The organism is Streptomyces flavochromogenes, from assembly GCF_000717595.1.
GTDB lineage: Bacteria > Actinomycetota > Actinomycetes > Streptomycetales > Streptomycetaceae > Streptomyces > Streptomyces flavochromogenes.
The window spans coordinates 108,564-134,031 of sequence record NZ_JNZO01000024.1; the positions used below are offsets into that span (position 1 = coordinate 108,564).

The 25,468-nt window shown below is 73.1% G+C and carries 28 protein-coding genes; 18 read left to right on the forward strand and 10 right to left on the reverse strand.

What is annotated here, in order from left to right:
• Positions 1-240: 240 nt before the first annotated feature.
• Positions 241-1,368 (forward strand): alpha/beta hydrolase, encoded by a 1,128-nt coding sequence (locus IF00_RS0127755; protein WP_030322658.1) that lies wholly within the window; start codon positions 241-243, stop codon positions 1,366-1,368.
• Between the two features lie 77 nt (positions 1,369-1,445).
• Positions 1,446-2,882 carry a hypothetical protein gene (locus IF00_RS0127760; RefSeq protein WP_078944872.1) on the forward strand — a complete coding sequence of 479 codons (1,437 nt, stop codon included), beginning with the start codon at positions 1,446-1,448 and terminating at the stop codon, positions 2,880-2,882.
• A gap of 40 nt (positions 2,883-2,922) precedes the next feature.
• Here the strand turns inward: IF00_RS0127760 and IF00_RS0127765 are convergent, their stop codons facing one another.
• Together IF00_RS0127765 and ypfJ are read right to left on the reverse strand one after the other, a co-directional pair.
• Complete coding sequence (locus IF00_RS0127765; RefSeq protein WP_209439799.1) at positions 2,923-3,324, reverse strand: VOC family protein; 402 nt, start codon at positions 3,322-3,324, stop codon at positions 2,923-2,925.
• A gap of 67 nt (positions 3,325-3,391) precedes the next feature.
• The gene (ypfJ, locus tag IF00_RS0127770; protein WP_030322664.1) at positions 3,392-4,282 is read right to left on the reverse strand and encodes a KPN_02809 family neutral zinc metallopeptidase; all 891 of its coding nucleotides are present in this window, start codon (positions 4,280-4,282) and stop codon (positions 3,392-3,394) included.
• Between the two features lie 267 nt (positions 4,283-4,549).
• On the opposite strand from ypfJ, the gene IF00_RS0127775 reads away from it, so the two are divergent.
• The 3 genes from IF00_RS0127775 to IF00_RS0127785 all read left to right on the forward strand — a co-directional run bounded on the left by IF00_RS0127775 (position 4,550) and on the right by IF00_RS0127785 (position 7,645).
• Entirely contained in the window at positions 4,550-6,148 is a 1,599-nt protein-coding gene (locus tag IF00_RS0127775) for an ABC-F family ATP-binding cassette domain-containing protein (protein ID WP_030322666.1), read from the forward strand.
• 342 nt (positions 6,149-6,490) lie between these two features.
• A complete protein-coding gene (locus IF00_RS0127780; RefSeq protein WP_006123601.1) occupies positions 6,491-6,712 on the forward strand; it encodes a helix-turn-helix domain-containing protein in 222 nt (73 codons plus the stop codon).
• A gap of 132 nt (positions 6,713-6,844) precedes the next feature.
• Positions 6,845-7,645, forward strand: a complete 801-nt coding sequence (locus IF00_RS0127785) for an enoyl-CoA hydratase/isomerase family protein (RefSeq protein ID WP_030322673.1) — start codon at positions 6,845-6,847, stop codon at positions 7,643-7,645.
• A gap of 91 nt (positions 7,646-7,736) precedes the next feature.
• On the opposite strand, the gene IF00_RS0127790 is transcribed toward IF00_RS0127785, so the two are convergent.
• Positions 7,737-8,393 (reverse strand): hypothetical protein, encoded by a 657-nt coding sequence (locus IF00_RS0127790; protein ID WP_030322675.1) that lies wholly within the window; start codon positions 8,391-8,393, stop codon positions 7,737-7,739.
• A gap of 93 nt (positions 8,394-8,486) precedes the next feature.
• Between IF00_RS0127790 and IF00_RS0127795 the strand changes: the two genes are divergently transcribed.
• From IF00_RS0127795 to amaP, 5 genes are read left to right on the forward strand one after another with little or no spacing between them, the layout of a single operon-like run.
• Positions 8,487-8,963 carry an Asp23/Gls24 family envelope stress response protein gene (locus IF00_RS0127795; protein WP_030322677.1) on the forward strand — a complete coding sequence of 159 codons (477 nt, stop codon included), beginning with the start codon at positions 8,487-8,489 and terminating at the stop codon, positions 8,961-8,963.
• 52 nt (positions 8,964-9,015) lie between these two features.
• Positions 9,016-9,207 carry a hypothetical protein gene (locus IF00_RS0127800; protein WP_030322681.1) on the forward strand — a complete coding sequence of 64 codons (192 nt, stop codon included), beginning with the start codon at positions 9,016-9,018 and terminating at the stop codon, positions 9,205-9,207.
• Between the two features lie 4 nt (positions 9,208-9,211).
• On the forward strand, positions 9,212-9,571 hold the full coding sequence (locus tag IF00_RS0127805) for an Asp23/Gls24 family envelope stress response protein (protein WP_030322682.1): 360 nt from the start codon (positions 9,212-9,214) through the stop codon (positions 9,569-9,571).
• The gene (locus IF00_RS0127810; RefSeq protein WP_030322683.1) at positions 9,568-10,236 is read left to right on the forward strand and encodes a DUF6286 domain-containing protein; all 669 of its coding nucleotides are present in this window, start codon (positions 9,568-9,570) and stop codon (positions 10,234-10,236) included. Before IF00_RS0127805 ends, IF00_RS0127810 begins: the two co-directional genes overlap by 4 nt.
• Positions 10,237-10,262: 26 nt before the next feature.
• Complete coding sequence (gene amaP / locus IF00_RS0127815; protein ID WP_030322686.1) at positions 10,263-10,850, forward strand: alkaline shock response membrane anchor protein AmaP; 588 nt, start codon at positions 10,263-10,265, stop codon at positions 10,848-10,850.
• A 3-nt stretch (positions 10,851-10,853) separates the two neighbouring features.
• On the opposite strand, the gene IF00_RS0127820 is transcribed toward amaP, so the two are convergent.
• From IF00_RS0127820 to IF00_RS0127845, 6 genes are all read right to left on the reverse strand, one after another.
• Positions 10,854-11,609 (reverse strand): SDR family oxidoreductase, encoded by a 756-nt coding sequence (locus IF00_RS0127820; protein WP_030322688.1) that lies wholly within the window; start codon positions 11,607-11,609, stop codon positions 10,854-10,856.
• Between the two features lie 4 nt (positions 11,610-11,613).
• Positions 11,614-13,404 (reverse strand): glycoside hydrolase family 15 protein, encoded by a 1,791-nt coding sequence (locus IF00_RS0127825; protein ID WP_030322689.1) that lies wholly within the window; start codon positions 13,402-13,404, stop codon positions 11,614-11,616.
• Positions 13,405-13,438: 34 nt separating this feature from the next.
• Positions 13,439-14,269, reverse strand: a complete 831-nt coding sequence (locus IF00_RS0127830) for an SURF1 family cytochrome oxidase biogenesis protein (protein WP_030322691.1) — start codon at positions 14,267-14,269, stop codon at positions 13,439-13,441.
• 108 nt (positions 14,270-14,377) lie between these two features.
• Complete coding sequence (locus IF00_RS0127835) at positions 14,378-14,611, reverse strand: hypothetical protein (protein WP_015032679.1); 234 nt, start codon at positions 14,609-14,611, stop codon at positions 14,378-14,380.
• Positions 14,612-14,674: 63 nt separating this feature from the next.
• The gene (locus IF00_RS0127840) at positions 14,675-15,661 is read right to left on the reverse strand and encodes a DEDDh family exonuclease (protein ID WP_030322692.1); all 987 of its coding nucleotides are present in this window, start codon (positions 15,659-15,661) and stop codon (positions 14,675-14,677) included.
• Positions 15,658-16,326, reverse strand: coding sequence for a TetR/AcrR family transcriptional regulator (locus IF00_RS0127845; RefSeq protein WP_030322695.1), 669 nt, complete (start codon positions 16,324-16,326; stop codon positions 15,658-15,660). The genes IF00_RS0127840 and IF00_RS0127845 overlap by 4 nt, the downstream gene beginning before the upstream one ends.
• Before the next feature lie 96 nt (positions 16,327-16,422).
• Between IF00_RS0127845 and IF00_RS0127850 the strand changes: the two genes are divergently transcribed.
• From IF00_RS0127850 to IF00_RS0127885, 8 genes are all read left to right on the forward strand, one after another.
• The gene (locus tag IF00_RS0127850) at positions 16,423-17,220 is read left to right on the forward strand and encodes an acetoacetate decarboxylase family protein (protein ID WP_030322697.1); all 798 of its coding nucleotides are present in this window, start codon (positions 16,423-16,425) and stop codon (positions 17,218-17,220) included.
• Positions 17,220-18,104, forward strand: coding sequence for an SDR family NAD(P)-dependent oxidoreductase (locus IF00_RS0127855; protein ID WP_030322699.1), 885 nt, complete (start codon positions 17,220-17,222; stop codon positions 18,102-18,104). The genes IF00_RS0127850 and IF00_RS0127855 overlap by 1 nt, the downstream gene beginning before the upstream one ends.
• Before the next feature lie 10 nt (positions 18,105-18,114).
• Complete coding sequence (locus tag IF00_RS0127860; protein ID WP_030322703.1) at positions 18,115-19,398, forward strand: amidohydrolase family protein; 1,284 nt, start codon at positions 18,115-18,117, stop codon at positions 19,396-19,398.
• Positions 19,398-20,621 (forward strand): amidohydrolase family protein, encoded by a 1,224-nt coding sequence (locus tag IF00_RS0127865; protein ID WP_030322705.1) that lies wholly within the window; start codon positions 19,398-19,400, stop codon positions 20,619-20,621. Before IF00_RS0127860 ends, IF00_RS0127865 begins: the two co-directional genes overlap by 1 nt.
• Positions 20,622-20,645: 24 nt before the next feature.
• Positions 20,646-21,374 (forward strand): VIT1/CCC1 transporter family protein, encoded by a 729-nt coding sequence (locus IF00_RS0127870; protein ID WP_030322707.1) that lies wholly within the window; start codon positions 20,646-20,648, stop codon positions 21,372-21,374.
• A gap of 114 nt (positions 21,375-21,488) precedes the next feature.
• Positions 21,489-22,382, forward strand: a complete 894-nt coding sequence (locus tag IF00_RS0127875; RefSeq protein WP_030322709.1) for a sterol desaturase family protein — start codon at positions 21,489-21,491, stop codon at positions 22,380-22,382.
• Positions 22,379-23,059, forward strand: coding sequence for a lysoplasmalogenase (locus IF00_RS0127880; protein WP_030322710.1), 681 nt, complete (start codon positions 22,379-22,381; stop codon positions 23,057-23,059). Before IF00_RS0127875 ends, IF00_RS0127880 begins: the two co-directional genes overlap by 4 nt.
• 18 nt (positions 23,060-23,077) lie before the next feature.
• Positions 23,078-24,121: a zinc-dependent alcohol dehydrogenase family protein gene (locus IF00_RS0127885; RefSeq protein ID WP_030322712.1), complete on the forward strand. Its 1,044-nt coding sequence runs from the start codon at positions 23,078-23,080 to the stop codon at positions 24,119-24,121.
• On the opposite strand, the gene IF00_RS0127890 is transcribed toward IF00_RS0127885, so the two are convergent.
• On the reverse strand, positions 24,111-25,415 hold the full coding sequence (locus IF00_RS0127890; protein WP_030322713.1) for a CoA transferase: 1,305 nt from the start codon (positions 25,413-25,415) through the stop codon (positions 24,111-24,113). The genes IF00_RS0127885 and IF00_RS0127890 overlap by 11 nt on opposite strands.
• Positions 25,416-25,468 lie beyond the last annotated feature (53 nt).

A 25,468-nucleotide genomic window follows, 5' to 3' on the forward strand; every position in this document is an offset into this window, starting at 1 on the left:
TCAACGGGCACATGCGACCTGCCCCGGTTCCTCCTCCCTCACCCGGTTCCGGTCCCTGGACGGAACCATCCGACCGGGGGACCCCGCGGACGAGACCCATGTCACTCCCCGGAGGGCCCCGGAGGCCCCGGGAGGCACGCGCGCCGAACCCCCGTCCGCACCTCTCACTCCGGCCTCCCCTCCGGGGCCGTACGGGTCCCACCGGTGGCAGTCCGCTCCCACCCTGCCGAGACTGGGAGCGTGCGCCCGGCTACAGCGACGGCAGCGGCCGTCACCACCCTGCTCGGTGTCGGCGCGGCCGCGTTCGCGGCCGGCCGGTACGCCAGCGACGTCGCCCTCAGGGCGCCGTCCGGACGTCCCCTGCCCGGGGACCCCAAACTCACCGTGCACGCCACGGGCCCCGAACGGATCACCCTCACCCGCAGCCTCGCCTCGCTGCGCCCCGGTACGTACGGCATCGAAGGACACGGCCAGCACGCCGTCGTCGGCCCGGTCCTCGACCGGGTCCCGCACACCGCGGACACCGTCGTCCGGCGGCTCGAACGCGTCGAGCGCGGGGTGCTCGGCCCCGGCTCCCGCGTCCGCCTCACCCCCCAGCTGCACATCGGCACGCCCATCAGCGCCCTCGGGCTCGCGCACGAGGACGTCGAGATCCCCGGCGAGCTCGGCCCCCTGCCCGCCTGGCTGGTGGCCGCTCCCCGCACCACCTGGGTGATCGCCCTGCACGGTCTCGGCACCACCCGCGAGCACCCGCTGAACGTCGTCCCCTTCTTCAACCGCCGCAAGATCCCCGTCCTCGTCCCCGCCTACCGCGGCGACGAGGGAGCACCCGCCTCCCCGGACGGCCTCGCCCACCTCGGCGACTCCGAGTGGCGCGACGTCGACGCCGCCATCCGCTACGCCGTCCACCGGGGTGCGTCGAAGATCGTGCTCCACGGCTGGGGGACCGGGGCCTCGATGGCCCTGCGCGCCGCCGCCGAGTCGGGGGTCCGCGACCGGATCAGCGGCCTCGTCCTCGACTCGCCCGTCCTGGCCTGGGAGGCCACCTTCCGCAACCTCGCGGCGGCCCGCCATGTCCCCGCGCCCCTGCTCCCGCTCGCCGTCCGCGCGGCCCAGGGCAGGACCGGACGGCACGGCGACCTCCTCGAGGAGGCCTCCGCGCCGGGCGCGCTGCGCGTCCCCGTGCTCCTCTTCCACGGCCCCGACGACACCATCGCCCCCTGGGAACCGTCCGTCGCACTCGCCGCCCGCCGCCCCGATCTGGTATCCCTCCAGACCGTCCGGCACGCCCCGCACGCGGCCATGTGGAACGCCGACCCTGTCCGCTACGAGGAGGCCCTCCGCCGCTTCCTCACCCCGCTCCTCTAGGGCCCGGCGGCGGGGGCCGGGGACGGCACGGCCGATTCCGATTGGGCTTTCGGGCCGTCAGCGGGAAGACTGCCCCCGTGACGTCTCGAAAGCCCGATGAACCATTGGCGCGCAACTCCAGACTCCGACTCGTCCGCCCGCGGGCGCTGGCCACCGCCCGAAGGGCCGTGACGACCCGGCGCACCCGGCCGGCGCCGCGGCCGCCCGAGGGCACTCCGCCCCGTGCGGAGCTCGCCCGCCAGGCCCGGCACGTCCTCGCCGACGCCGTACGGATCGCCCGCTGGGCAGCCGTCGAACGCGGCGCCACAGCGGCAGCCCGCAGCGGCCCCGGAGCCGTCCCCGCCCAGGAACGGGCCGCTGCCGCACTGAACCTGACGCCCGGACAGATCCGGGCCGGCTGGGACCGCGCCCGGCTCGCCGGCCTCGTCGAGCTCCACGGCGACACCGCCCGCCCCGGCTGGCGGCTGCATGCCTGGGATCGCGACGACTCCGCCGTACTGCGCGGCTGGGTCGCCCTCTTCGACGCCTGGTCCCTGGTGCACCCGGCTCCCGAGGGGGTCGAGCCGAGCGCCGTCGCCGAGGTCGTCGAGGCCCTCCCGCAGGTCCTGTCGCTGCTGCAGCTCTCCCAGGGCCCGGTCCTCGTCCCCGCCCTGCTCGACCTGCTCGGCCAGCGCGTCGAGGAGCTCCGCGAGGAACGCTGCGAGGTCCCGGGGGCCGAGCAGGCCACCGAGGCCACGGAGTCCGCCGAGACCACCGGCGCACCCGATGTGAACGGCACCGCCGGGCTCCCGGCCCTGCTCGACTGGGCGCTCGAAGGTCTGGCGGCCGTCGGCGCGCTCACCCTGGACCCCGGTGCGGAGGGGCGTCACGCCACCCTGACCCCGCTCGGCAACTGGGCGGTCTGGGTCAAGCTGGAGCAGATCTGCGTCGCCGCGCAGAGCCCCGCCGGGAACATCGAGCAGTCCGCCGAGGACATGCTCCGGGGCTGTGCCCGGCTCACCCCCGGCCCCGCCCGCGCCGAGTACCGCGCCTGGCTCGCGGCCCGCACCCTCTCCAGCGCGGTGACCGAACTCCTCACCGTCGCCCGCGGCGAGGACGCGCTGCTGCGCGGGCTCGCCTTCGAGGCGCTCCGGGTCGTCGGCGCCCCCGCCGAGGCCGAGGTGCGGGCCACCGTCGCCGAACCCTCCCTCCGGCCGTACGCGCTGCTCTGGCTCGCCGAGTACGAGGGCGCCGACCCGGACGACGCCCAGGAGGTCCTCACCCGCGAGGAGTCCACCTGGCTCTGGGTGGACACGGCGGCGGCCGTCGCCGACCACGGGGAGAGCGAGCTGCTCGTCCGGCACCTCGACTCCGCCGTGCAGGGCACCGTCCCGGCGCTCCTCGACGAGATCAGGGCCGTCGGCCACCCCCGTACCGTGCAGGTCCTGGTCGCCCTCGCCGCCGCCCACCCGGACCCGGCACTGGCCAAGGCCGTCCGCCGGGCCGCCTTCCAGGTCCACACCGGGGGAGCGTGACGGGACCCCGGGTCCCGAAGGGGAGGTCCCCGGCGCCCGGCTACTCCGCGGCGCCGGGGGTGTAGGTCCCGAAGCTCCAGATGTTGCCCTCGGCGTCGCGCGCCATGTAGTCCCGCGAGCCGTACTCCTGGTCCTTGGGCGGCATCACGATCTCGACGCCGTGGGCCACCGCCCGCGCGTGGTGCTCGTCGACGTCGTCCACGTGCACGAACACACCGACCGGGCCGGCGTCGGCCATCAGCTTGTCGAACTCGCTGCCGGTGCCCTTGCTGCCCAGCATCACCATGCCGTTCCCGTAGGACAGCTCGGCGTGCGCCACGCGGCCGTCCTCGGCCTCGTACACGGCGTCGGCGCGGAAGCCGAAGCCCTCCGTGAGCAGGCTGATCGCCGCCTTCGCGTCCTCGTACGTCAGCGTCGGACAGATGTGGGGAGCCTCAGCCATCCCGATCACTTCCTCTCGATTCAGTCGAATGTGACCCGGGTCTCAGTCTGGCAGTCCCCGTCGGCAATCAGCGGAAGGTGTTGCACCGGGCCATGTCGCCCGTCCGGTAGCCCTCGGAGAACCACTGCCGGCGCTGGGCCGCGGAGCCATGGGTCCAGTTCTCCGGGGTCACCCGGCCCTGGAACCTCTCCTGGATCCGGTCGTCGCCCACCGCGGCCGCCGCGTCCAGGCCGTCCCGGATGTCCGCTTCCGTCAGCCGCGTGAGCAGCGGCCTGCCCGTGCGGTCGTCGGGCGTGGTCGTGGCGTGCCGGGCCCACACGCCCGCGTAGCAGTCGGCCTGGAGCTCGACCCGCACGGCGTTGGAGTTCGCGCCGGTCCGCCCGTCCTGGGCGCGGCTCAGGGTCCCCATCAGGTTCTGGATGTGGTGGCCGTACTCGTGCGCCACCACGTACGCCTGGGCGAAGGGGCCGCCGCTCGAACCGAACGTGGTGCGCAGCTCGTCGAAGAAGTCCAGGTCCAGATAGACCTGCCGGTCGCCGGGGCAGTAGAACGGCCCCACCGCCGAGGTCGCGGAGCCGCAGGCGGTCGGGACCTGCCGGCTGAACATCACGGTGGCGGCGCTCCCGTACGTGCCGCCGCGGCGCGCGTACTCGCTCCGCCAGAAGTCCTGGACGCTGTTGACGACGGCGACGATCCGGCAGTCCTCGCGGGTGTTGGCGTCGGAGCCCTTCTTGCAGGTCTGGGCAACCTGGGCGGCCCCCGACGAGCTGGCCACCGGCTCGTCGCCGCCCGAGGAGAGTCCGAGCTGGTCCGGCCCCACCCCGAGGAACAGGCCCAGGATCAGGGCGATGAAGCCGATGATGCCGCCGCCGACGGTCGCCTTCCCGCCCGGGATGCGACTGCTCCGGACGTCCTTGACCTCCGAGGTGTCCAGATCGGCGTCGTCGTCGAACTGCACGGTCCACCGCCCTCCGCGTCACTGCCGCGGCAGAGGCCGCCGCCCTGCGCCGAGTATCAGCGGATCTTCCCTCACTCGCCCCTTTTGTTCCAGCAATGGCGGTTATGTGAGAAAGCTCCGATCGCGGCCCTGGGCCCCCGCATGGCCGAAAAGCAGTTGCAGGGGCCCGTTAGACTGGCCGTATGGCCATTCTCCCCGTGCATTAGCGGCGTCGAAGCCCTTCATCAGCAGTCCTTCCGCCGTTTCCCATCGCCCTGGAGTCTGTCCGTGATCACCGCTTCCGGCATCGAGCTGCGCGCCGGCGCCCGAGTCCTCATCGAGTCCGCCTCCTTCCGTGTCGCCAAGGGCGACCGCATCGGCCTCGTCGGTCGCAACGGAGCGGGCAAGACCACCCTCACCAAGTGCCTCGCGGGCGAGGGCGTCCCCGCCGCCGGCCAGATCGCCCGCTCCGGCGAGGTCGGCTACCTCCCGCAGGACCCGCGTACCGGCGACCTCGACGTCCTGGCCCGCGACCGCATCCTCTCCGCCCGTGGCCTCGACGTCCTCCTCAAGAAGATGAGGATGAACGAGGAGCGCATCGCCACCGGCTCCGGTGCCACCCGCGACAAGGCGATGCGGCAGTACGAGCGCCAGGAGACCGAGTTCCTGACCAAGGGCGGGTACGCGGCCGAGGCCGAGGCGTCCACCATCGCCGCCGCCCTGGGTCTGCCCGACCGGGTCCTCGGCCAGCCGCTCCACACCCTCTCCGGTGGTCAGCGCCGCCGTGTCGAGCTCGCCCGGATCCTCTTCTCGGACGCCGACACGCTCCTCCTCGACGAGCCGACCAACCACCTGGACGCCGACTCCATCGTCTGGCTGCGCGACTACCTGAAGAGCTACCGCGGCGGCTTCATCGTGATCTCCCACGACGTCGACCTCGTCGAGACCGTGGTCAACAAGGTCTTCTACCTGGACGCCAACCGCTCCACGATCGACGTCTACAACATGGGCTGGAAGCTCTACCAGCAGCAGCGTGAGGCCGACGAGAAGCGCCGCAAGCGCGAGCGCCAGAACGCCGAGAAGAAGGCCGCCGCCCTCAACTCGCAGGCCGACAAGATGCGCGCCAAGGCCACCAAGACCGTGGCCGCCCAGAACATGGCCAAGCGCGCCGAGCGACTGCTCTCCGGCCTGGAGGCGGTGCGCGCCTCCGACAAGGTCGCCAAGCTCCGCTTCCCGGACCCCGCCCCCTGCGGCAAGACCCCGCTGACGGCCGAGGGGCTCTCCAAGTCCTACGGTTCGCTCGAAATCTTCACCGATGTGGACCTGGCGATCGACAAGGGCTCCCGCGTCGTCATCCTCGGCCTCAACGGCGCGGGCAAGACCACGCTGCTCCGGCTGCTCGCCGGCGCCGAGAAGCCCGACACCGGCGAGGTGACCCCGGGCCACGGTCTCAAGCTCGGCTACTACGCCCAGGAGCACGAGACGCTCGACCCCGAGCGCAGCGTCCTGGAGAACATGCGCTCGGCCGCGCCCGACCTCGACCTCGTCCAGGTCCGCAAGACGCTCGGGTCCTTCCTCTTCTCCGGCGACGACGTCGACAAGCCGGCCGGGGTGCTCTCCGGCGGCGAGAAGACCCGTCTGGCCCTGGCCACCCTGGTCGTCTCCTCGGCGAACGTGCTGCTCCTCGACGAGCCCACCAACAACCTGGACCCGGCCAGCCGCGAGGAGATCCTCGGGGCCCTGCGGACCTACAAGGGCGCCGTCGTCCTCGTCACCCACGACGAGGGTGCGGTCGACGCGCTGGAGCCGGAGCGGATCATCCTGCTCCCCGACGGCGTCGAGGACCTGTGGGGCCCGGACTACGCGGACCTGGTCGCGCTCGCCTGACCCGGAGAGGCCCGGGTGATCATGCCCGGCTGGATCATTCGGCCCACGGGTGATCCTTCATCTGAGTGAGGGCGTCTCGTACATCCCGGCGCGGTGCTCTGCCGAATCCTTCCGGCAGACCCGCGCCGTATGTGTGTTCTCCCTGTATCGCTGACCTGCTGATTCCCGCTCCAAGCGTCGTGGAGCCCTGATTCCGGCCCAGCGGAATAAGAGCTTCCGGTCGTGACGAACGCGCGCTCGTCCACAAACCCGGCGGCATGGACCTTGTCGAATGGGTGGCCAGGACGGACGGGAGGGGTGATCATGAGAAGTCCAGAGCGCACTTCCCATGAGGAGGCACGGGTGGCCGAGACTCTGAAGAAGGGCAGCCGGGTGACCGGCGCCGCGCGCGACAAGCTCGCGGCAGACCTGAAGAAGAAGTACGACTCCGGTGCGAGTATCCGGGCGCTGGCCGAGGAAACGGGCCGCTCCTACGGATTCGTCCACCGGATGCTCAGTGAGTCCGGAGTCACGCTGCGCGGACGCGGCGGAGCGACCCGGGGCAAGAAAGCCGCCTCGGCCTGACATAGGACGCCTCGACCGGGCCACCGGAACCCCCGGTGGCCACCCGGTCGGTCATTGCGCCGGCCCGGTGGTTACTGTGCAGTCACTTAGCATGTCGCATGCAACGTGCTGCACCGTAACCGGAGGCGCCCCATGACTACGCTCGACGACTCTGAGCTCGTATTCGACAAGGACGGTGTACGGCTCACCGTCGAGGACGCCGTTGCAACGGTGACCCTGACCAATCCGGCGAAGCGCAACGCTCAGTCTCCCGCTCTGTGGCGGGCGTTGACAGAAGCCGGCCGGTCGTTGCCCGGCAGCGTGCGGGTCGTCGTTCTGCGCGGTGAGGGACAGTCCTTCTCCGCCGGACTCGACCGGCAGGCGTTCACGCCCGAGGGCTTCGACGGAGAGCCGTCCTTCCTCGATCTCGCGCGCGGTTCCGACGCGGACCTCGACGCGGTCATCGCCGAGTACCAGGAGGCGTTCACCTGGTGGCGCCGCAGCGACCTCGTGTCGATCGCGGCCGTCCAGGGGCACGCCATCGGCGCGGGCTTCCAGCTCGCTCTCGCCTGCGACCTGCGGGTCGTCGCCGAGGACGTGCAGTTCGCCATGCGCGAGACCAGCCTGGGCCTGGTCCCGGACCTGACCGGGACGCACCCGCTCGTCTCGCTCGTCGGCTACGCCCGCGCGCTGGAGATCTGCGCCACCGGCCGCTTCGTCCACGCGGAGGAGGCCGAGCGCATCGGTCTCGCCAATCTGTCCGTGCCCGCCGACGAGCTCGACGCGGCGGTACGGGACCTCGGCGCGGCCCTGCTCGCGGCGCCGCGCGACGCGGTCACCGAGACCAAGGCGCTCCTCCAGGGCGTCTCCGGCCGCTCGTACGAGGAGCAGCGCGTCGCCGAGCGCGCCGCCCAGGCCCGCCGCCTGCGCGACCTCGCGGGCCTCGGCGACTGACGCCCGCCCGCGCCAGGGCTGCCCTAGGGGGTGCCCTGCCGACCGGGCCGGGCACGCGGCGTCCCTGATCCGCCCAGATCGCAAGACGCCCCTAGCGCAGGTCCGACACCACGACCGTGACCGCGGCGTCCTCCGGGGCGACCGCGGTCACGGCCGTGCGCACCGCGCGCGCCACGTCCAGGGGGCGGGCGCCGGCCGTCACGGCCACTTCCACCCTCACCCCGGCGGCGCTCCGGCGCACCGGCGGCCCCAGCGCGTCCGTCACCCCCGCGACACCCGCCACCCCGAGCGCCGTGAGGGCCAGGGGGTCGTCCGTCGCCGGGGACGTCAGGCCGGGCGGGGGAGCGGCGGCCGCCTCGGGTCCGGGCGGCGCCGTGTCGAGGAGTTCCGTCACATGCAGGTCCACGGCCGCGACCACGAGGCCGATTCCGCCCTCGGCCGCCGTGATCAGCGCCGCCCGTAGTTCCGCGATGAGCTCCGGCAGCGGGCACCCGGCCACCGCGCCGAACGAGGCCGAGACGAGAACGGCCCCCGAATCCGCGTCCGGTTCCGTGCCGTCCCGGTCCGCCGGGCCGATCCGGAGTTCGCCCGGCACCACCCCGCGTACCGCGGCCGCCGTGCGCCCGAGCACTCCGCGCACCGCACGCTCGGTGATCCACGCCCCCTCCGCCGCCGCTCCCAGCGGCAGCAGCCTGCCCGGAGCCAGACGGTCCCGTACCGCCGCTGTCCAACCGTCACCCGTCGTCATTGCCCCAGCCTGCCGTATTCCCGGGGCGCAACGGGGTAAGCGCCCTTAATGTGGGCGAAGAACCCCGAAATATCCCGGAAGGGGCGAAATCTGATGACGGACACCACGCATTCAAGCGAGTCCACCGGCGACGAACCGCGCCGGACCTCGGTGACCAAGCGGGGCGGCGGTGCTCCCGCCTCCAGGGGCCGGACCACCATCGCCGACGGAGTCGTCGAGAAGATCGCCGGACTCGCCGCCCGTGACGTCGAAGGCGTCCACGCCATGGGCAGCGGCCTCTCCCGCACCTTCGGCGCCGTACGCGACCGGGTGCCCGGCGGGGGCAGCAGCAAGTCGAACGTCACCCGAGGGGTGAAGGCCGAGGTCGGCGAGGTGCAGACCGCGCTCGACCTGGAGATCGTCGTCGACTACGGCGTCTCCATCGCGGACGTCGCCGGCGATGTCCGCGAGAACGTCATCGCCGCCGTGGAGCGCATGACGGGCCTCGAGGTCGTCGAGGTCAACATCGCGGTCAGCGACGTCAAGCTGCCCGATGAGGAGGAGGACGAGCCGGAATCGCGGCTCCAGTAGCCGCTGACGGCTTGGCACAGGGGGCTCAGGAAGACTCAGAAAGGGGTCAGGAATGAGCATGGCGGTGATCGGCCTGGTGGCCGGTATGGCTCTCGGCTTCGCCGGATACTTCGGCGGCTTCGGAGCGTTTGTGCTGGTCGCGGCCTTGGGTGCGATCGGCTTCGTGGCAGGCCGTTTCCTCGACGGCGACCTCGAACCCGGGGACCTGTTCCGGGGCCGCGACCGCGGCGACCGGCGGAGGTGACGGGGTGGCATCCCGTCCGGCCGCCCGGGGCTCGGCGCGCGACCGAGGGGCGACCAGGATCGCCGACCGGGTCGTCGCGAAGATCGCCGCGCAGGCGGCGAGGGAAGCGGCGGGCCCCGATCCGAAGGGCGGATCGAGGCCGCACGCCCAGGTCGTCGTCCACCGGGACATCGCCCGGGTCGCGGTGAGCCTCGACCTCGACTATCCCTCGGACATCGCACGCCGGTGCGGGGCCGTACGCGGCCGGGTCCGCACACGCGTGGAGGAGCTGGCGGGCATGGAGGTCCACGAGGTCACGGTGCATGTCGAACACCTCCACTCCGCACTCACCCGGCAGGGAGCATCGAGGGGCCGCCTGACATGACGACGCCCCCCGAACCGCTCCCCGCCCACGAGCCGACCCGGACCCGCGGCGGCGACCCCGACTTTCCTTCCGGCTCCCCATCCGACGACCTCCCCCTCCTCGACGATGCCGCCCCCGCGCCCCGCGTCCGCCGCTTCTGGTCGGTCCGTCGCATCCCCGCCGCCGTGCTCGCGGCGCTCGTCCTCGGCGGAGCCGGGCTCCTGCTCTACGACGTCGCGGCCGTACGGGCCGACCGCAGAGCGATGGCCTGGCGCCGCGAGCTCGCCGACGGCCTCGCGACCCGGCCGCTCGACGACACCTGGGTCGTCGTCGGCGCGGCCGTCGCGGTCGTCCTCGGCCTCTGGCTCCTGATCCTCGCCTCGACCCCCGGCCTGCGCGCCGTCCTCCCGATGCGCCGCGAACACGCCGACGTACGGGCCGGACTCGACCGGGAGGCCGCGGCCCTGGCCCTGCGGGACCGCGCCATGGAGGTCTCCGGCGTTCAGTCGGTGCGGGTCCGGGTGGGCCGCGCCAAGGTGGCGGTCAAGGCGGTCTCGCACTTCAGGGCGCTCGACGAGGTCCGCGCCGACGTGGAGACGGCGCTCGCCGCCGGCGTCGACGAACTGGCCCTCGCCCACCCGCTCGCGCTGACGGTAAGGGTGGCCCGGCCGCCCAGGAAGGCGTGAGCCATGAGTCACGAGGAGGTGCTCCGGTGACGGTCGTCCTCCGGCGCGTCAACCGCGTCCTGCTCGGCCTCGCCGGGCTGCTGCTCGTCCTCGGCGGCGGGGGAGTCCTCGCCGCCGCCCTCGATCTGTCCGTACCGTCCTGGTGGCCCTGGTCGGGCCCCTCGGACGTGCTGCTGTCCACCGCCGACCGGCAGCGCTGGCGCGAGGAGGGCTGGTGGTGGCCGGTGGTCATCGCGGTCCTCGGGCTCGTCGTCCTGCTCGCCCTGTGGTGGCTGCTCGTCCAGTTCCGGCGGGCCCGGCTCGCCGAGGTCGTCGTCGACACCGGCGACGGCGAGGTGGCCGTACTGCGCGGCCGGGCCCTGGAGGGCGTCCTGGCGGCGGACGCCACGGCCCAGGAAGGCGTGGCCAAGGCCCGGGTCGCCCTCACGGGCCGGCGGGCCACCCCCCGCACCCGCGTCGCGCTCCACCTGGAGCCGTACGCTTCCCCGGGGGCCGCCCTGAACACCCTCAGCACCCAGGCCCTGGCCCACGCGCGGACGTCCACGGGCCTGCCCGCCCTGCCCACCGAGGCGCGCCTGCGGGCCGTCAAGCACCGGGCCCGAAGGGTCGCCTGAGGATCAGAACTCGGCGCGCGCCCCGCCGTCCACCGGGAGCATCAGACCCGTGAGGTACGAGGCGGCCGGCGACAGCAGGAACGCCGCCGTCCGCCCGAACTCCTCCGGGGTGCCGTAGCGGCGCAGCGGGATGGTGGCCTCGTTGGCCGTGCGGGCAGCGTCCGCGTCGCCGGAGAGGGAGTCCAGGAACCGCACCCGGTCCGTGTCGATCCGGCTGGGCAGCAGCCCGATGACGCGCACCCCGCGCGGGCCCAGGTCGTTGGCGAGGGACTTCGCGAAGCCCGCGAGGCCGGGGCGCAGGCCGTTGGAGATGGTCAGGCCGGGGATCGGCTCGTGGACCGAGCCGGACAGGACGAAGCCGATGACGCCGCCCTCGCCGAGCGTCTCGGCGGCCGCGCGGGCCAGTCGTACGGCCCCGAGGAAGACGGTGTCGAAGGCGGCGGCCCACTCCTCGTCGGTGTTGTCGGCCGCGAAGCCGGGCGCCGGCCCGCCGACGCTGATGAGGATGCCGTCGAAGCCGCCGAACCGCGCCCTGGCCTCGGCGATGAGCCGCGCCGGGGTCTCCGGGTCGGTGTTGTCGGCGGCGATGCCCGCCGCGCCCGGCCCCAGTTCGGCCACGGCCTCGGCGACGGTCTTCTCCTCGCGGCCGGTGACGAGCACCTTGGCCCCCTCGGCGAGCAGCGCCTCGGCGGAGGCCCGCCCGAGCCCCCGCGTGGCCCCGGTCACCACGTACACACGGTCCTTCATCCCAAGATCCATGGACCTATCCTGCCGGGTCCTGATCCTCGGCTGCCAGTGCGAGGGCGGTGCCCACCAGGCCGATGTGACTGAAGGCCTGGGGGAAGTTGCCCAGCTGGCGGTCGGTCACCGGGTCGTACTCCTCGGCCAGGAGGCCCACGTCGTTGCACAGGGCCACCAGCCGTTCGAAGAGCGCGCGGGCCTCCTCGGGCCGGCCGCACAGCCGGAGCGCGTCCGCGAGCCAGAAGGAGCAGACCAGGAAGGTGCCCTCCTGCCCCGGGAGGCCGTCCACCGTCCCCGAGTCGGTGCTGTAGCGGCGCAGATAGCCGCCGTGCATCAGTTCCGCCTGTACCGCGTCCACCGTGCCCACCACCCGGGGGTCGTCCGGCGGCAGGAACCCGACCTGGGGGATGAGCAGGGTCGCGGCGTCCAGCTCCTGGGAGCCGTACGACTGGGTGAAGGTGTTCCGGACCGGGTCGTAGGACCGGGCGCACACCTGGGCGTGGATCTCGTCCCGCATCGTCCGCCACCGTGCGGCGTCCCCCGGCAGCGAGGGGTCCTCCTCCAGAGTGCGCACCGCCCGGTCGGCGGCCACCCAGGCCATCACCTTCGAGTGGGTGAAGTGCCGGCGCGGCCCGCGCACCTCCCACAGCCCCTCGTCGGGCTCGCGCCAGGTCGACTCCAGGAAGCCGAGCAGGCTCAGCTGGAGGTTCCAGGCGTGGCGTTCCGCCGGAATCCCGGCCTCGCGCGCGCGGTGGAGGGAGTCCATGACCTCGCCGTACACATCGAGCTGGAACTGGTCCACGGCCGCGTTCCCGGTCCGTACCGGCGCCGAGTCGGCGTAGCCGCGCAGCCACGGCAGGGTGGTCTCGGGGAGCCGCCGTTCGCCTGCGGGCCCGTACATGATCTGCAGGTCGGCCGGATCGCCGGCGACCGAGCGGAGCAGCCAGTCCCGCCAGGCGCGTGCCTCGTCGACGTATCCGGCGGCGAGCAGCGCGCCGAGGGTGAGGGAGGAGTCGCGCAGCCAGCAGGCGCGGTAGTCCCAGTTCCGTACGCCGCCGACCTCCTCCGGCAGGGAGGTGGTGGGCGCGGCCATGATCCCGCCGGTCGGGGCGTACGTGAGGGCCTTGAGGGTGATGAGGGAGCGCAGCACGGTCTGCCGGTACGGGCCCCGGTAGGTGCAGCGGCCCGACCACTCCCGCCAGTCCGCGAGGGACTGCTCCAGCGCCTCGTAGGGATCGACGAGGTCGGGACGCGGCTCGTGCGAGGGGTGCCAGGTCAGCACGAACGCGACCTTCTCGCCCGCGGTGACGGTGAAGGAGGAGCAGGTGGAGAACTGCTGGCCCCAGGTCTTCACGGGCGGCTCGCTGCGCAGCCAGACCGCGTCCGGCCCGGCGATCGCGACCCGGTGGCCGTCGGCGCGGCGCATCCAGGGCACGATCGAGCCGTAGTCGAAGCGGAGCCGCAGGACGGCGCTCATCTCGCCGGTGCCGCTGACGCCCTCGACGATCCGCATCAGATCGGGGGCCCTGTCCCGCTGGGGCATGAAGTCGACGACCTTGACCGTGCCCGTGCGGGTCTCCCAGTAGGTCTCCAGGACGAGGGAGTCCTCGGCGTACCGGCGGGAGGCACAGGTCGTTGCGCCCTTGGGGGCGATCCGCCAGTGGCCGTTGTTCTCGTCGCCGAGGATCGCGGCGAAGCAGGCGGCGGAGTCGAAGCGGGGCAGACACAGCCAGTCGACCGATCCGTCGCGGCCGACGAGCGCGGCGGTCTGGAGATCGCCGATGAGGGCGTAGTCGTCGATACGTTGCGTCACGCTTTGGGCTGTTCCCGGAAGCGGCGGTGGTCAATCAGAGGGACGGAGTGGCCTGGATCGCCTCAGGGTCCGTCTCCGGGGTTCCGGGGGTGTCGTTTCCCTTGGTGCCGGAGGAGGCGGCGGTCTGCCGGTCGTGCTTCTCGCGGCGGACCAGGATCACCCAGCCGACGGGTACGCCGGCCGCGAAGAGCCACCACTGCACGGCGTACGCCATGTGGGCGCCGATCGATGCGTGGTCGGGCTCGGGGATCAGCTCGGGGGTGTCCCCGGCCGGCTCGGGCCCGGTCTGCTCCAGGTAGCCGCCGAGCACCTCGCGGCCGATGAGCGCCGCCTGCTGCGTGCTGTTGATGAGCATGACCTGGCGGTCCGGCAGGCCCTTCAGGTCCTTGATGCCGCTGGCGCCGGTCGTCTCGTCGGCCTTGAGCCGGCCGCTGATGGTGACCTCGCCCTTGGGGGCGGGCGGCACCGGGGGGTAGGAGTGCTGGTCGGCGGCGGCCGGGATCCAGCCGCGGTTGACCAGGACGATGCGGCCGTCCCGGAGGACCAGCGGGCTCAGGATGTGCACGCCGACGCGCTCGTCGGCGGACGTGCGGCGGCGGACGACCACCTCGTGGGCGGTGTCGAAGGTGCCGGTGGCGGTGACGGGCCGCCAGTAGTCGGAGCGCGGGACCGTGTGGCCGGGGGAGGTGAGCTCTTCGACCGGGAGCGGCTTCGCCGCGATGCTGTCCGCGATCAGGGCGTTCTGGGCGACCCGGCGCTCGTGCCGGTGGAACTGCCAGAAGCCCAGCTCGATCATCGTCGGGACGAGGACGAGGGCGATGAGGGTGAGGATCACCCACTGCCGGGACAACAAGAAGCGGTACACCCCATGACCGTACAACTCGGTCCATGGGGTGCACGCACGGGGGGCGGCTCGCGGGAGACGAGCCCAGGATCGTTTCCTCCGACCCTGTCGTGAGCGGCCCCGATTCCCTCAGACCCTGTCGACGATGCCCACCTTTCCCTCCGCGCGGGCGCAGTGGCCGCCGCAGTACCAGCTGCCGTCGACCTCGACGCCCTGCCCGATGATCTGCACCCGGCAGTGCTCGCAGATGGGCGCCATGCGGTGGATGGCGCAGGCGAAGCAGTCGAAGACATGGATCGCGCCTTGCGCATGTACCTCGAAGGACATGCCGTAATCGTTTCCGCAGACCTCACAACGTGCCATGCGCCACAGGGTGGGGCTCCCGGCGGGCGTGCGCAGCTCGGCACGCCCGCAGGGCCGGGGGTGTCACCCGTCTGCCGGGGCCACGTCCCGCAACAACTGGGTGTACGCCGCCTCGTCGACGATCGGCGTGCCGAACGACTTGGCCTTGACGGTCTTGGAGGTGGCGGAGTCCGGGTCGTTGGTGACGAGGAGGCTGGTCAGCCGGGAGACGCTCCCCGCCACATGGAGCCCGGCCTCGACCGTACGGTCCTCGAGGAGCTCGCGGTCGACGGAGGTGTCCCCGGAGAACGCCACCCGCATGCCCTGCTTGAGCGGTTTGTCCGTCTCGTAACGGCCCGGGTTGGGGTACGGGCACGGCGGCCGCTTCCGCGAGGGACGCCAGCTGCCCGCCCGGTACGAGGAGGCGTACCCGGCCTGATGGCCGATCCGCGGCTGCGCGGGCGACGCGGCCCACTCGGTCAGCGGCCGGCATTCGAGCAGCGGCAGCCGTACGTTGCGCTCGGCCGCCGCGTGCAGGCTCGGCCGGAACGCCTCGGCGAGCACGCGCGCGTCGTCCAGCGCGTTGTGCGCGCGCTGCTGGACCACACCGAAGTGCGCGGCGAGCGACTCCAGCTTGTGGTTCGGCAGCGGCAGCGACAGCTCCTTGGCGAGCGCGATCGTGCACAGCCGCTGCCGCACCGGGGCGGCCGACTCCGCGCGCGCGTACTCCCGGGCGATCATCTGCCAGTCGAACATCGCGTTGTGCGCGACGAGCACCCGCCCGTCCAGCCGGGCCGCGAACTCCGCCGCGATCTCCGGGAAGAGCGGAGCGCCCTCCAGGACGTCGGTGGTGAGCCCGTGGATCCAGACGGGTCCCGGATCACGCTCGGGGTTGACGAGCGTGTACCAGTGATCCTCGACGTTCCCCTGGGCGTCCAGCCGGTAGACGGCAGCCGACACTATCCGGTCGTCGCGGGCGAGTCCGGTGGTCTCCACGTCGACGACCGCGTACCCCTGTGGGTAGGCGGCCGGCCACGTCGCTGCTGTCGTACGGTCGTCAAGCACGGTCACTGAGAATACGGCCCGCGACCGACACCTCCGTCCCCGGTGTCCCCGGGAGCCCCCGCGAGGAGCCCGTCCACCAGGGCCCGCACCGAGTCGACGAACAGGCGCTCGGTGTCGATCGGTGCGGCGAGCGCGCGGGCGAGGGGGTCGTCGGACTCGGCGTCCTCGCCGCTCCACAGCTCCTCCTCGGCGGGCGACTGCGCCGGGGCGCGCTCCCGGTTGCGCTCCACCAGGACGTAGCCGACGACCTGGAACTGCACCGCGCGGACGGCCCGCGCCGCGCGCGCCCCGCGCAGTCCCGCGGCGTGCGCCTCGTGGACCAGGGCGCGCTGGGCCGGCAGGAACATGCGTTCCGTCAGGCCCCGTTCGTGGACCATCGCGACCAGGTGGGGGCGCTCGCGCAGGGCGCGGCGCAGTGCGCGGGCCACCGAGACCAGGCGCTCGGCGGGGGTCGCGCCGCGCGGGCGGATCGTGTCGAGATCGGCGACCGTCCGCTCGACCAGCGCGTCGAGCAGGGACTCGCGGTTGCCGACGTGCCAGTAGATCGAGGTGACCGCGGTGCCGAGCTCCGCCGCGAGCTTGCGCATGGTGAGGGCGTCCGGGCCGTGCTGTCGCACCAGGGCGGCGGCGGCTTCCAGGACTTCCTCGCGGGTGAGTGCGGCGCGCGCCATCCGTTCCCCCAACTCTGTCGCGTGCACGGGTCTTTACCCTTCATCGCCGCCGATGTAACTCTGTTACAGACCCGACCCCCAGAAGGGTGGTACGTCATGGCACGAGTACGGTACGGGGCGCGCACGGACGCCGAGATCACGGCGGCCCGCACCAGGAGCGCGAAGCTCCCCGACATCTGGTCCACCGGAGTGGTCGCCGTCTGGGAGACCGATCCGGAAGTGGTGGCGGCCGTCCTGCCGCCCCCGCTGAAACCCACCGAGCGGCCCCTCGTGCGGGCCAACATCTCCCAGGTCGACCTGCCCGGCTATCCCCTCGGCGCCGGCTCGGTGGCGGTCGCCGCCGCCCACGGCGACCGCGAGGGCTGGTACCCGCTGGTGATGCCGATGACCCACGAGCGCGCCCTCGTCGGCGGCCGCGAGGTCTTCGGCGAACCGAAGAAGCTCGGCGAGGTCGTCGTCGAGCGCGACGGGCTCGTCGTCCGCGCCTCGCTCGGGCGGCACGGCATCGACTTCGTCGAGGTGCGCGGCGCGGTCTCCGGACCGCTGCCCCTGCCGGAGCCGGTCGAGAAGACCGACTTCTACTTCAAGTTCCTTCCGGGTGTGGAGGGTTCGGGCTTCGACGCCGAACCCGTCCTCGTCCACTGCGTCCGCAACGAGAAGGTGCGGAAGCTGGAGCGCGTCACCGGCGACGTGGTGCTGCGCGAGTCGATGTACGACCCCGTGGCCGACCTCCCCGTCCGCCGGCTCGTCGAGATCACCATCGGCGAGAAGACCACCGACCAGAAGGGCACGGTCGCCGAGCGCGTCTGTGCCCAGGCGCTCCTGCCGTACATCCACCAGCGGTACGACGACCCGCAGCAGATCCTCGACGGCCCGCCCGAGGGGAGCGTCTGATGGAACTGCGCGAGGGACAGGTCGCCGTCGTCACCGGCGCGGCGAGCGGCATCGGGCTCGCGATGGCCCGCCGCTTCGCCGCCGAGGGCCTGGCCGTCGTCCTCGGCGACGTCGAGGAGGGCGCGCTCGCCGAGGCCGCCGACGAGCTGATGGCAGCCGGGGCACAGGTCCTGGCCCGGACGGTCGACGTCTCGGACCCCGACGACGTACGGGCGTTGGCGGAGGCCACGTACGACACCTTCGGCGCCGTCCACGTCCTCTGCAACAACGCCGGCGTGGGATCCGGCGCCGAGGGCCGGATGTGGGAGCACGAGCCCAACGACTGGAAGTGGGCCTTCTCCGTCAACGTCTGGGGCGTCTTCCACGGCATCCAGGCCTTCGTCCCCCGGATGCTCGCCGGCGGCGAACCCGGCCATGTCGTCAACACCTCCTCCGGCGACGGCGGCATCGCCCCGCTGCCCACCGCCTCCGTGTACGCGGTCACCAAGGCGGCCGTCGTCACCATGACCGAGTCGCTCTACGCCCACCTGAGGGCCGAGCACGCGCGCGTGAGCGCCTCCGTGCTCTTCCCCGGACCGCACATGCTCCGCACCGGCCTGTGGGAGTCGCACCGCAACCGGCCCGAGCGGTACGCCAAGGAGCGCCCGCGCCGGACCCCGTACCGCAGCCTCGACCAGTGGGAGGCCGCGATGAAGGAGGCCGGCCACGAGGTCGCCTTCACCCCGGTGGAGGAGGTCGCCGAGCACGTCGTCGACGGCATCCGCGCCGACCGCTTCTGGATGCTGCCGGAGAGCGAGCACAGCGACCGGCAGATCACGGCACGCTCGCGGTCGATGCTCGACCGCTCGAACCCGTCGTACCTGGAGAACTTCATCCTCGACTGAGGGGGCCCCGATGGCCGATCCGAACGACCCGTATCTGATCATCTCCTCCGACTGTCACGCCGGGCTGCCCACCGAGGAGTACCGGCCCTACCTCGCCTCCCGCTTCCACCGCGCGTTCGACGAGTTCCTCGCCGGACGCGAGGCGCGCCGGGAGGCCATGACCCGGCTCGGGGTCCGCAACGAGGCCTTCGCGAACAAGTGGTTCAGCGACAACGCGGAAGGGCTGCGCGGCGGCTGGGACGCCGGGCAGCGGCTCAAGGAGCTCGACGGCGACGGGGTGGCGGCCGAGGTCGTCTTCCCCGACGCGGACGCCGTCGACAGCCAGACCGCCGCGCCCTTCGGCGTCGGCCTCGGTCTCTCCGGCGACCAGGACCCCGAGCTGGGCATGGCGGGCGCGCAGGCGCACAACCGGTGGCTCGCCGAGCTCGTGGGACAGAATCCCGAGCGGCACTGCGGGGTGGCGCTGCTGCCCATCACGGCCGAGCCGGCCGAGGTCGTCGCCGAGATCCACCGGGCCAAGGAGTCCGGGCTCGGGGCGCTGATGATCCCCTCCATGTGGGTGGACAAGGAGCCGTACCACGACCGGCGCTACGACCCCGTCTGGGCGGCCGCCGCCGAGACCGGGATGCCGCTGGTCACCCACTCGGGAGCGGCGCCGCGCGAGGAGTACGGCGACCACCTCGGCATCTACGTCTCCGAGGTCACCTGGTGGCCGGCCAGGCCGCTGTGGTTCCTGCTCTGGTCGGGCGTCTTCGAGCGGCACCCCGGGCTCCGGTTCGGCGTCGCCGAGTCGGGCTGCTGGTGGCTGCCGAACCTCCTCTGGTTCATGGACCGGCTCTACCTCGGCGCGCACGGCGGCAAGAAGCTGTCCCCGTTCGCGGAGCTGCGGCGGCCGCCGAGCGAGTACCTGGACCGGCAGGTCTTCATCTGCGCCACCAACACCAAGCGGCGTGAACTCGCCCAGCGGTACGAGATCGGCGTCGACAACATCCTGTGGGGCTCGGACTTCCCGCACCCGGAGGGGACCTGGCCCGACACGCGCGCGTGGCTCCGGAAGACCTTCCACGACATCCCGGTGACGGAGACCCGCCGGATGCTGGGCCTCGCGGCGGCCGAGGTCTTCGGATTCGACCTCCGGAAGCTGGATCCGATCGCCCGCCGCATCGGCCCCACCCCCGCGGACCTCGGCCAGCCCGCCGACCAGGGCGCCGTGGAGGCCTCCTGGGCCCGCTCGCGCGAGGTCGGCAGGCACTGGCTGACGGACCACGACTTCCCCACCCTGGGGGTGAGCTGATGGACCGCTACACCGTCATCTCGGCGGACTGCCACGCCGGCGCCGACCTCCTCGACTACCGCCCGTACCTGGAGAAGAAGCACCACGAGGCCTTCGACGCCTGGGCGGCCTCCTACGTCAACCCGTACGAGGACCTGCTCGCCGACACCGCCGACCGCAACTGGAACTCCGAGCGCCGGCTGCGCGAGCTGGAGGCGGACGGCATCGTCGCCGAGGTCGTCTTCCCCAACACCGTCCCGCCGTTCTTCCCCAAGGCCTCCCTGATGGCCCAGCCGCCCGGCGCGGCCGAGTACGAGCAGCGCTGGGCCGGACTCCAGGCGCACAACCGCTGGCTCGCCGACTTCTGCGCGGCCGCCCCGGGACGCAGGGCCGGCGTGGCGCAGATCCTCCTCAACGACGTCGACGCGGCGGTCGCCGAGATCCGCCGCGCCCGCGAGGCGGGACTCACCGGGGGCGTCCTGCTGCCCGGGGTGCCGCCCGGCTCACCGGTCCCCGAGCTGTACTCGGAGGCGTACGACCCGATCTGGGCGGTCTGCGCCGAGCTCGACGTCCCCGTCAACCACCACGGCGGCTCGGCGTCGCCGCCGCTGGGCGACGAACCCGCCGCCCGCGCGGTCTTCATGGTGGAGACCACCTGGTTCTCCCACCGGGCGCTGTGGCACCTGGTCTTCGGTGGCGCCTTCCGGCGCCACCCGGGACTCAAGCTGGTCCTGACCGAACAGGGCTCGGGATGGATCCCGGGCGTGCTCGACATGCTGGACTACTACCACGGCCGCCTGGTGTCGGCCGCGACGAAGGCCTCCACCGCGGAGTCGAAGTTCGGCGCGGGCCTCGCCGAGGCCATGGGCAAGGGACCCAGCACGGTCTGGCGCGACCACTGCTTCGTCGGCGCGAGCTTCATGCGCCCCCACGAGGTGCCGCTGCGCGACCGGATCGGCCTCGACAAGATCATGTGGGGCAGCGACTACCCGCACGACGAGGGCACCACCCCGTACTCCCGCGAAGGCCTCCGGATCGCCTACGCCGGGCTGCCGAGGGAGGAGGTCGCGGCGATGGCCGGCGGCAACGCGGCCCGCGTCTACGGCTTCGACCTGCCGTATCTGGACACCCTGGCCGCGGTCCACGGTCCGACCGTCGAGGAGATCGCCGAGCCCCTGAAGGAGGTCCCCGCAGGCGCCACCAGTCCGGCCTTCGCCCCGGGCGGGTCGGTCCGCGTCTGGTGACCCGCCGGGTGCGACGCTCCTGACGTGACCGACGCACCCGAGGCGACCGACGCCCCCGCACACGAGGCCCACGGCGGAGCCCTCGGCTCCCGTCTCAACTGGCTCCGGGCGGCCGTGCTCGGAGCCAACGACGGAGTCGTCTCCACCGCGGGCCTCGTCGTCGGCGTCGCCGGCGCCACCGAGTCCCAGGCCGCCCTGCTCACCGCGGGCCTCGCGGGACTCCTGGCCGGATCGATGTCGATGGCGGCGGGGGAGTACGTCTCGGTCTCCACCCAGCGCGACTCCGAGAACGCGGCCCTCGCCCAGGAGAAACGCGAACTGCGCGAGGATCCGGAGGCGGAGCTCGCCGAACTGACCGGCCTCCTGGCGGCCCGCGGCCTCTCCGCCGACGTGGCCCGCGAGGCCGCCGAACAGCTCACCGCCCGCGACGCACTGCGCGCCCACGCGCGCGTGGAGCTGGGCATCGACCCGGACCGACTCACGATCCCCTGGCACGCCGCCGCCGCGAGCTTCCTCGCCTTCACCGTCGGCGCCCTGCTCCCGCTCCTCGCGATCGTCCTCCCCCCGGCCTCGGCCCGCCTCTGGGTCACGGTCGTCTCCGTCCTCGCGGCCCTGACCTTCACCGGCTGGTGGAGCGCCCGCCTGGGCGAGGCACCCGCGGGCCGCGCGATCCTCCGCAACGTGGCGGGCGGCGCCCTGGCGATGGCGGTCACCTACGGCGCGGGCTCGTTGCTGGGAGCGACGGGAGTCTAGGCCGCTCGGAGGCTCCTTGTCAGAAGGTGCCAAGGCTTGCTGACAAGTCGTCTCGCATACTTGTTGGTAACGACGTCTATCCGCACCCCGGCCCCCGCCCCTACCGTCGACGGCATGCCCAACCTGCCCGATGTCGTGCTCTGGTCCATACCGGCGTTCGTCCTGCTCACCGTCCTGGAGATGGTCGGCTACCGCCTCCGTCCCGACGAGGACGCCGCCGGATACGAGGCCAAGGACACGGCCACGAGCATGGGCATGGGCCTCGGGAGCCTCTTCGTCGACCTCGTGTGGAAGATCCCGATCGTCGCGATCTACACGGCGGTCCACGAGCTCACCCCGCTCCGGGTCCCCCTCCTGTGGTGGACGATCCCGCTCATGCTGCTCGCCCAGGACTTCTTCTACTACTGGCAGCACCGCGGCCACCACGTCGTCCGGATCCTGTGGGCGTCCCACGTCGTGCACCACAGCAGCCGCAGGTTCAACCTCTCCACCGCGCTGCGCCAGCCCTGGACCGGCTTCACCTCGTGGCCGTTCTATCTGCCGATGATCGCGCTCGGCGTCCACCCCGCCGCCGTCGCCTTCTGCTCCTCGGTCAGTCTCGTCTACCAGTTCTGGATCCACACCGAGCGCGTCGACAAGCTGCCCCGGCCCTTCGAGTACGTCCTCAACACCCCCTCGCACCACCGCGTCCACCACGCCTCCCAGGGCGGCTACCTGGACCGGAACTTCGGCGGGATCCTCATCGTCTGGGACCGGATGTTCGGCTCCTGGGTCGGTGAGACCGAACGACCCGTCTACGGCCTCACCAAGAACATCGAGACCTACAACCCGCTGCGCGTCGCCACCCACGAGTACGCGGCCATCGCCCGCGACCTCAAGGCCGCGAAGGACTGGCGCGAGCGGGCCGGCCGGGTCCTCCGCGGCCCGGGCTGGCAGCCCGGGCCCGCCGACACCAGGATCCCCGGCATCGCCGCCCCCGAGACCGTCGCCCCGGAGACCGCCGCGTGAAGAACTCCCCCCACGGGCTCTCCGGCGCTCCCGCCCGCCCGCTCGCCCCCAGCCTCTCCGGCGCGCTGCTCGCCGCCTTCGGGCTCGCGGCCGCCGTCGACCTGGTCTCCCTGCTCGCCGGCGCCGAGCTCGGCCACCAGCTCGCCAAGCCGCTCCTGATGCCCCTGCTCGCCGCGTACGCCGCGACCCGGGGCGCCCCCAGGCCGCTGACCGCCGCGCTGCTCCTCGGCTGGGGCGGCGACGTGTTCCTGCTCTCCGACGCCGACGGGGCCTTCCTCGTCGGGATGGGCTCCTTCGCCGCCGGCCACGTCTGCTACCTGGTCCTCTTCGGACGACGGCGTACGTCCCCGGCGCTCGGCGCCCTGTACGCGGCCGCCCTCCTCGGCACCGTCGTGCTCCTCTGGCCCGACCTCCCCGCCGGCCTCCGCGTCCCGGTCGCCGGCTACTCGCTGCTCCTGACCGCCATGGCGTACCGCGCGAGCTCCCTCGGTCTCCTCGCGGGACTGGGCGGCGCTCTCTTCCTGCTGTCCGACACCCTGATCGCCACCGGGGTCGCCGAGTGGCCCCAGCTGCCCGCGCCCGACTTCTGGGTCATGCTGACCTACATCGCGGCGCAGTACCTGCTGACGGCGGGAGCGCTCCGCGCGATGTACGGTGAACGTCGTACAACCGTCTGACAGCAAGGACCGCCCCACATGCGCGCCACCACCATCCACGCCCCGTTCGACATGCGCGTGGAGGACGTGCCCGACCCGGTGATCCAGGACCCCACGGACGTCGTCCTGCGGGTCCTGCGCGCCTGCATCTGCGGCAGCGACCTGTGGGCCTACCGCGGCGAGTCCGCCCGGCAGCCCGGCCAGCGCATCGGCCACGAGTTCCTCGGCATCGTCGAGGCGGCGGGCTCCGACGTCACCGGCTTCACCGCCGGAGACCTCGTCCTCGCCCCCTTCGTCTGGTCCGACGGCACCTGCGACTACTGCGCCGAGGGCCTCCAGACCTCCTGCCCGAGCGGCGGTTTCTGGGGCTCGGTCGGCTCCGACGGCGGTCAGGGCGAGGCCGTCCGCGTCCCCTTCGCCGACGGCACCCTCGTCAAGCTCCCCGCCGACGCCGCCTCGGACGACCACCTGCTGACCGCGCTCCTCGCGCTCTCCGACGTCATGGGCACCGGCCACCACGCCGCCTTGGGCGCCGGGGTCCGCAAGGGCTCCACGGTCGCCGTGGTGGGCGACGGCGCCGTCGGCCTCTGCGGTGTCCTCGCCGCCAAGCGCCTCGGCGCCGAGCGGATCATCGCGCTCGGCCGCCACACCACCCGTACCGACATCGCCCGCCTCTTCGGCGCCACCGACGTCGTCGCCGAGCGCGGAGAGGCCGCCGAGGCCGCCGTCCGCGAGCTCACCGGCGGCCAGGGCGCCCACGCCGTCATCGAGGCCGTCGGCACCGAGCAGTCCATGCGGACCGCCGTCGCCATCGCCCGCGACGGCGGCTCGATCGGCTACGTCGGCGTCCCGCACGGCAGCGGCACCGGGCTCGACCTGTCCGTCATGTTCGACCGGAACATCGCGCTGCGCGGCGGTGTCGCCCCCGTGCGCGCGTACATCCCGGAGCTGCTCCCGGACGTCCTCGACGGCACCATCGACCCGTCGCCGGTCTTCGACCTGACCGTCGGCCTCGACGGCGTCCCCGGCGGTTACAGGGCGATGGACGAGCGCACCGCGCTCAAGGTCCTCGTCAAGCCGTAGTCCAGACGGCGTCGTCCCCGCCCTGGAGACCCGGCGGGCGTGACCAGCCCGTCGGGCCGCCCTCGTACGCGACCGGCGACAGCGCGTGCCGCAGATGCCCGAGCGGGCCCTTCGACTCGGTGAGGTACCGCTCGGGCTCGTACCGCGGCAGCGCGTGCGTCAGCCAGTGCCCCGTCTGGGCGAGGGCGAGCCGGACGAGCCTCGTGCCGCCGTCGCGGTCCTGCTCGGTCAGCGACCGCAGGACCGCCGCCGCCAGCAGATAGCCGCTCCCGTGGTCCAGGGCCTGCGCCGGCAGCGCACCCGGCTGCTCCACCGAACCCTCGGTGACCGCGATCCCGGTCGCCACCTGGACCAGGCTGTCGAAGCCGCGCCGCCCGGCCCAGGGCCCGTAGTCGCCCCAGGCGGAGAGCCGCGCGGTGACAAGACCCGGGCGGTGCAGGTCGAAGCGGTCGAGCGCGCCCGGCCGGTAACCGGTGACCAGCACATCGGCCGCGTCCAGGAGCTCCCCGAAGGTGCGCCGGTCCGACGGGCGGTCCAGATCGAGCGCGGCGGTCCGCTTGCCGACGTCCGTGTCCGCGTGCTGGTCCGGCAGTTCGGGATTGCCCGGCGGGTCGATCCGCAGCACGTCCGCGCCGAGCAGCGCGAGCGTCCGGGTCGCGACCGGCCCGGCGATCACCCGGGTCAGGTCCAGAACCCTCGGCGGGCCGCCATGGCGTCGCCGGGGCGGGGCCTCGTCGAGCCGCTCCCGGGTCAGCAGCGGCCGCGCCGCCACCTCCCGGCCCTGGCCGTGCGCCGCCCACTGCGCGGGCGTCCGCAGGGCGACGGCCAGGCCCCCGGCCGCGTACACCGCCGCCTCGACCTCGCTCGCCCGGCGCTCGCCGATCGCCGCCGCCACGGCCTCCACGGACTCCTCCCGCACATCGAGCGCGGTCAGCAACGCCGCGCGGTGGTGCGGATAGTTGGCGTGCGTACGGACCCAGCCGTCGGCCGCCCGCCAGAACCGGGAGAGCGGCGCGAAGCTCACCGGCGCCCGCCCGTCGACCCGCAGATGGCGCTCGCTCACGAAAGCCGTGGCGACGGCCCCGTCGTCCACGCGGACCGGGCCCGGGAGCCCGGCCCGTTCGACGGCGGCGAGCCCGGCGACGGCGACCGCCGCCCGGGCCAGCTCCATCACGGGCAGCCGCGCGGCCAGCATCCCCGCGGGTCCGCCGTACTCCACCCGGTCCACCAGGGCGGGATCACCGCCGAGGGCCGACCACAACAACTCCGTACCGGTGCGCACTGTGTTGTCCATGGACCGCACTATGGCACTCAGTGCCATGGGACATGCAGAGGGCCCTGGTGTGG

Coding starts and splice junctions, on each gene's coding strand:
- IF00_RS0127765 (WP_209439799.1), bottom strand. CDS start 3,324: ATGGCTGAGGCTCCCCACATCTGTCCGACGCTGACGTACGAGGACGCG.
- IF00_RS0127785 (WP_030322673.1), top strand. CDS start 6,845: ATGACTACGCTCGACGACTCTGAGCTCGTATTCGACAAGGACGGTGTA.
- IF00_RS0127790 (WP_030322675.1), bottom strand. CDS start 8,393: ATGACGACGGGTGACGGTTGGACAGCGGCGGTACGGGACCGTCTGGCT.
- IF00_RS0127795 (WP_030322677.1), top strand. CDS start 8,487: ATGACGGACACCACGCATTCAAGCGAGTCCACCGGCGACGAACCGCGC.
- IF00_RS0127800 (WP_030322681.1), top strand. CDS start 9,016: ATGAGCATGGCGGTGATCGGCCTGGTGGCCGGTATGGCTCTCGGCTTC.
- IF00_RS0127810 (WP_030322683.1), top strand. CDS start 9,568: ATGACGACGCCCCCCGAACCGCTCCCCGCCCACGAGCCGACCCGGACC.
- IF00_RS0127820 (WP_030322688.1), bottom strand. CDS start 11,609: ATGGATCTTGGGATGAAGGACCGTGTGTACGTGGTGACCGGGGCCACG.
- IF00_RS0127835 (WP_015032679.1), bottom strand. CDS start 14,611: ATGGCACGTTGTGAGGTCTGCGGAAACGATTACGGCATGTCCTTCGAG.
- IF00_RS0127845 (WP_030322695.1), bottom strand. CDS start 16,326: ATGGCGCGCGCCGCACTCACCCGCGAGGAAGTCCTGGAAGCCGCCGCC.
- IF00_RS0127850 (WP_030322697.1), top strand. CDS start 16,423: ATGGCACGAGTACGGTACGGGGCGCGCACGGACGCCGAGATCACGGCG.
- IF00_RS0127855 (WP_030322699.1), top strand. CDS start 17,220: ATGGAACTGCGCGAGGGACAGGTCGCCGTCGTCACCGGCGCGGCGAGC.
- IF00_RS0127860 (WP_030322703.1), top strand. CDS start 18,115: ATGGCCGATCCGAACGACCCGTATCTGATCATCTCCTCCGACTGTCAC.
- IF00_RS0127865 (WP_030322705.1), top strand. CDS start 19,398: ATGGACCGCTACACCGTCATCTCGGCGGACTGCCACGCCGGCGCCGAC.
- IF00_RS0127875 (WP_030322709.1), top strand. CDS start 21,489: ATGCCCAACCTGCCCGATGTCGTGCTCTGGTCCATACCGGCGTTCGTC.
- IF00_RS0127885 (WP_030322712.1), top strand. CDS start 23,078: ATGCGCGCCACCACCATCCACGCCCCGTTCGACATGCGCGTGGAGGAC.
- IF00_RS0127890 (WP_030322713.1), bottom strand. CDS start 25,415: ATGGACAACACAGTGCGCACCGGTACGGAGTTGTTGTGGTCGGCCCTC.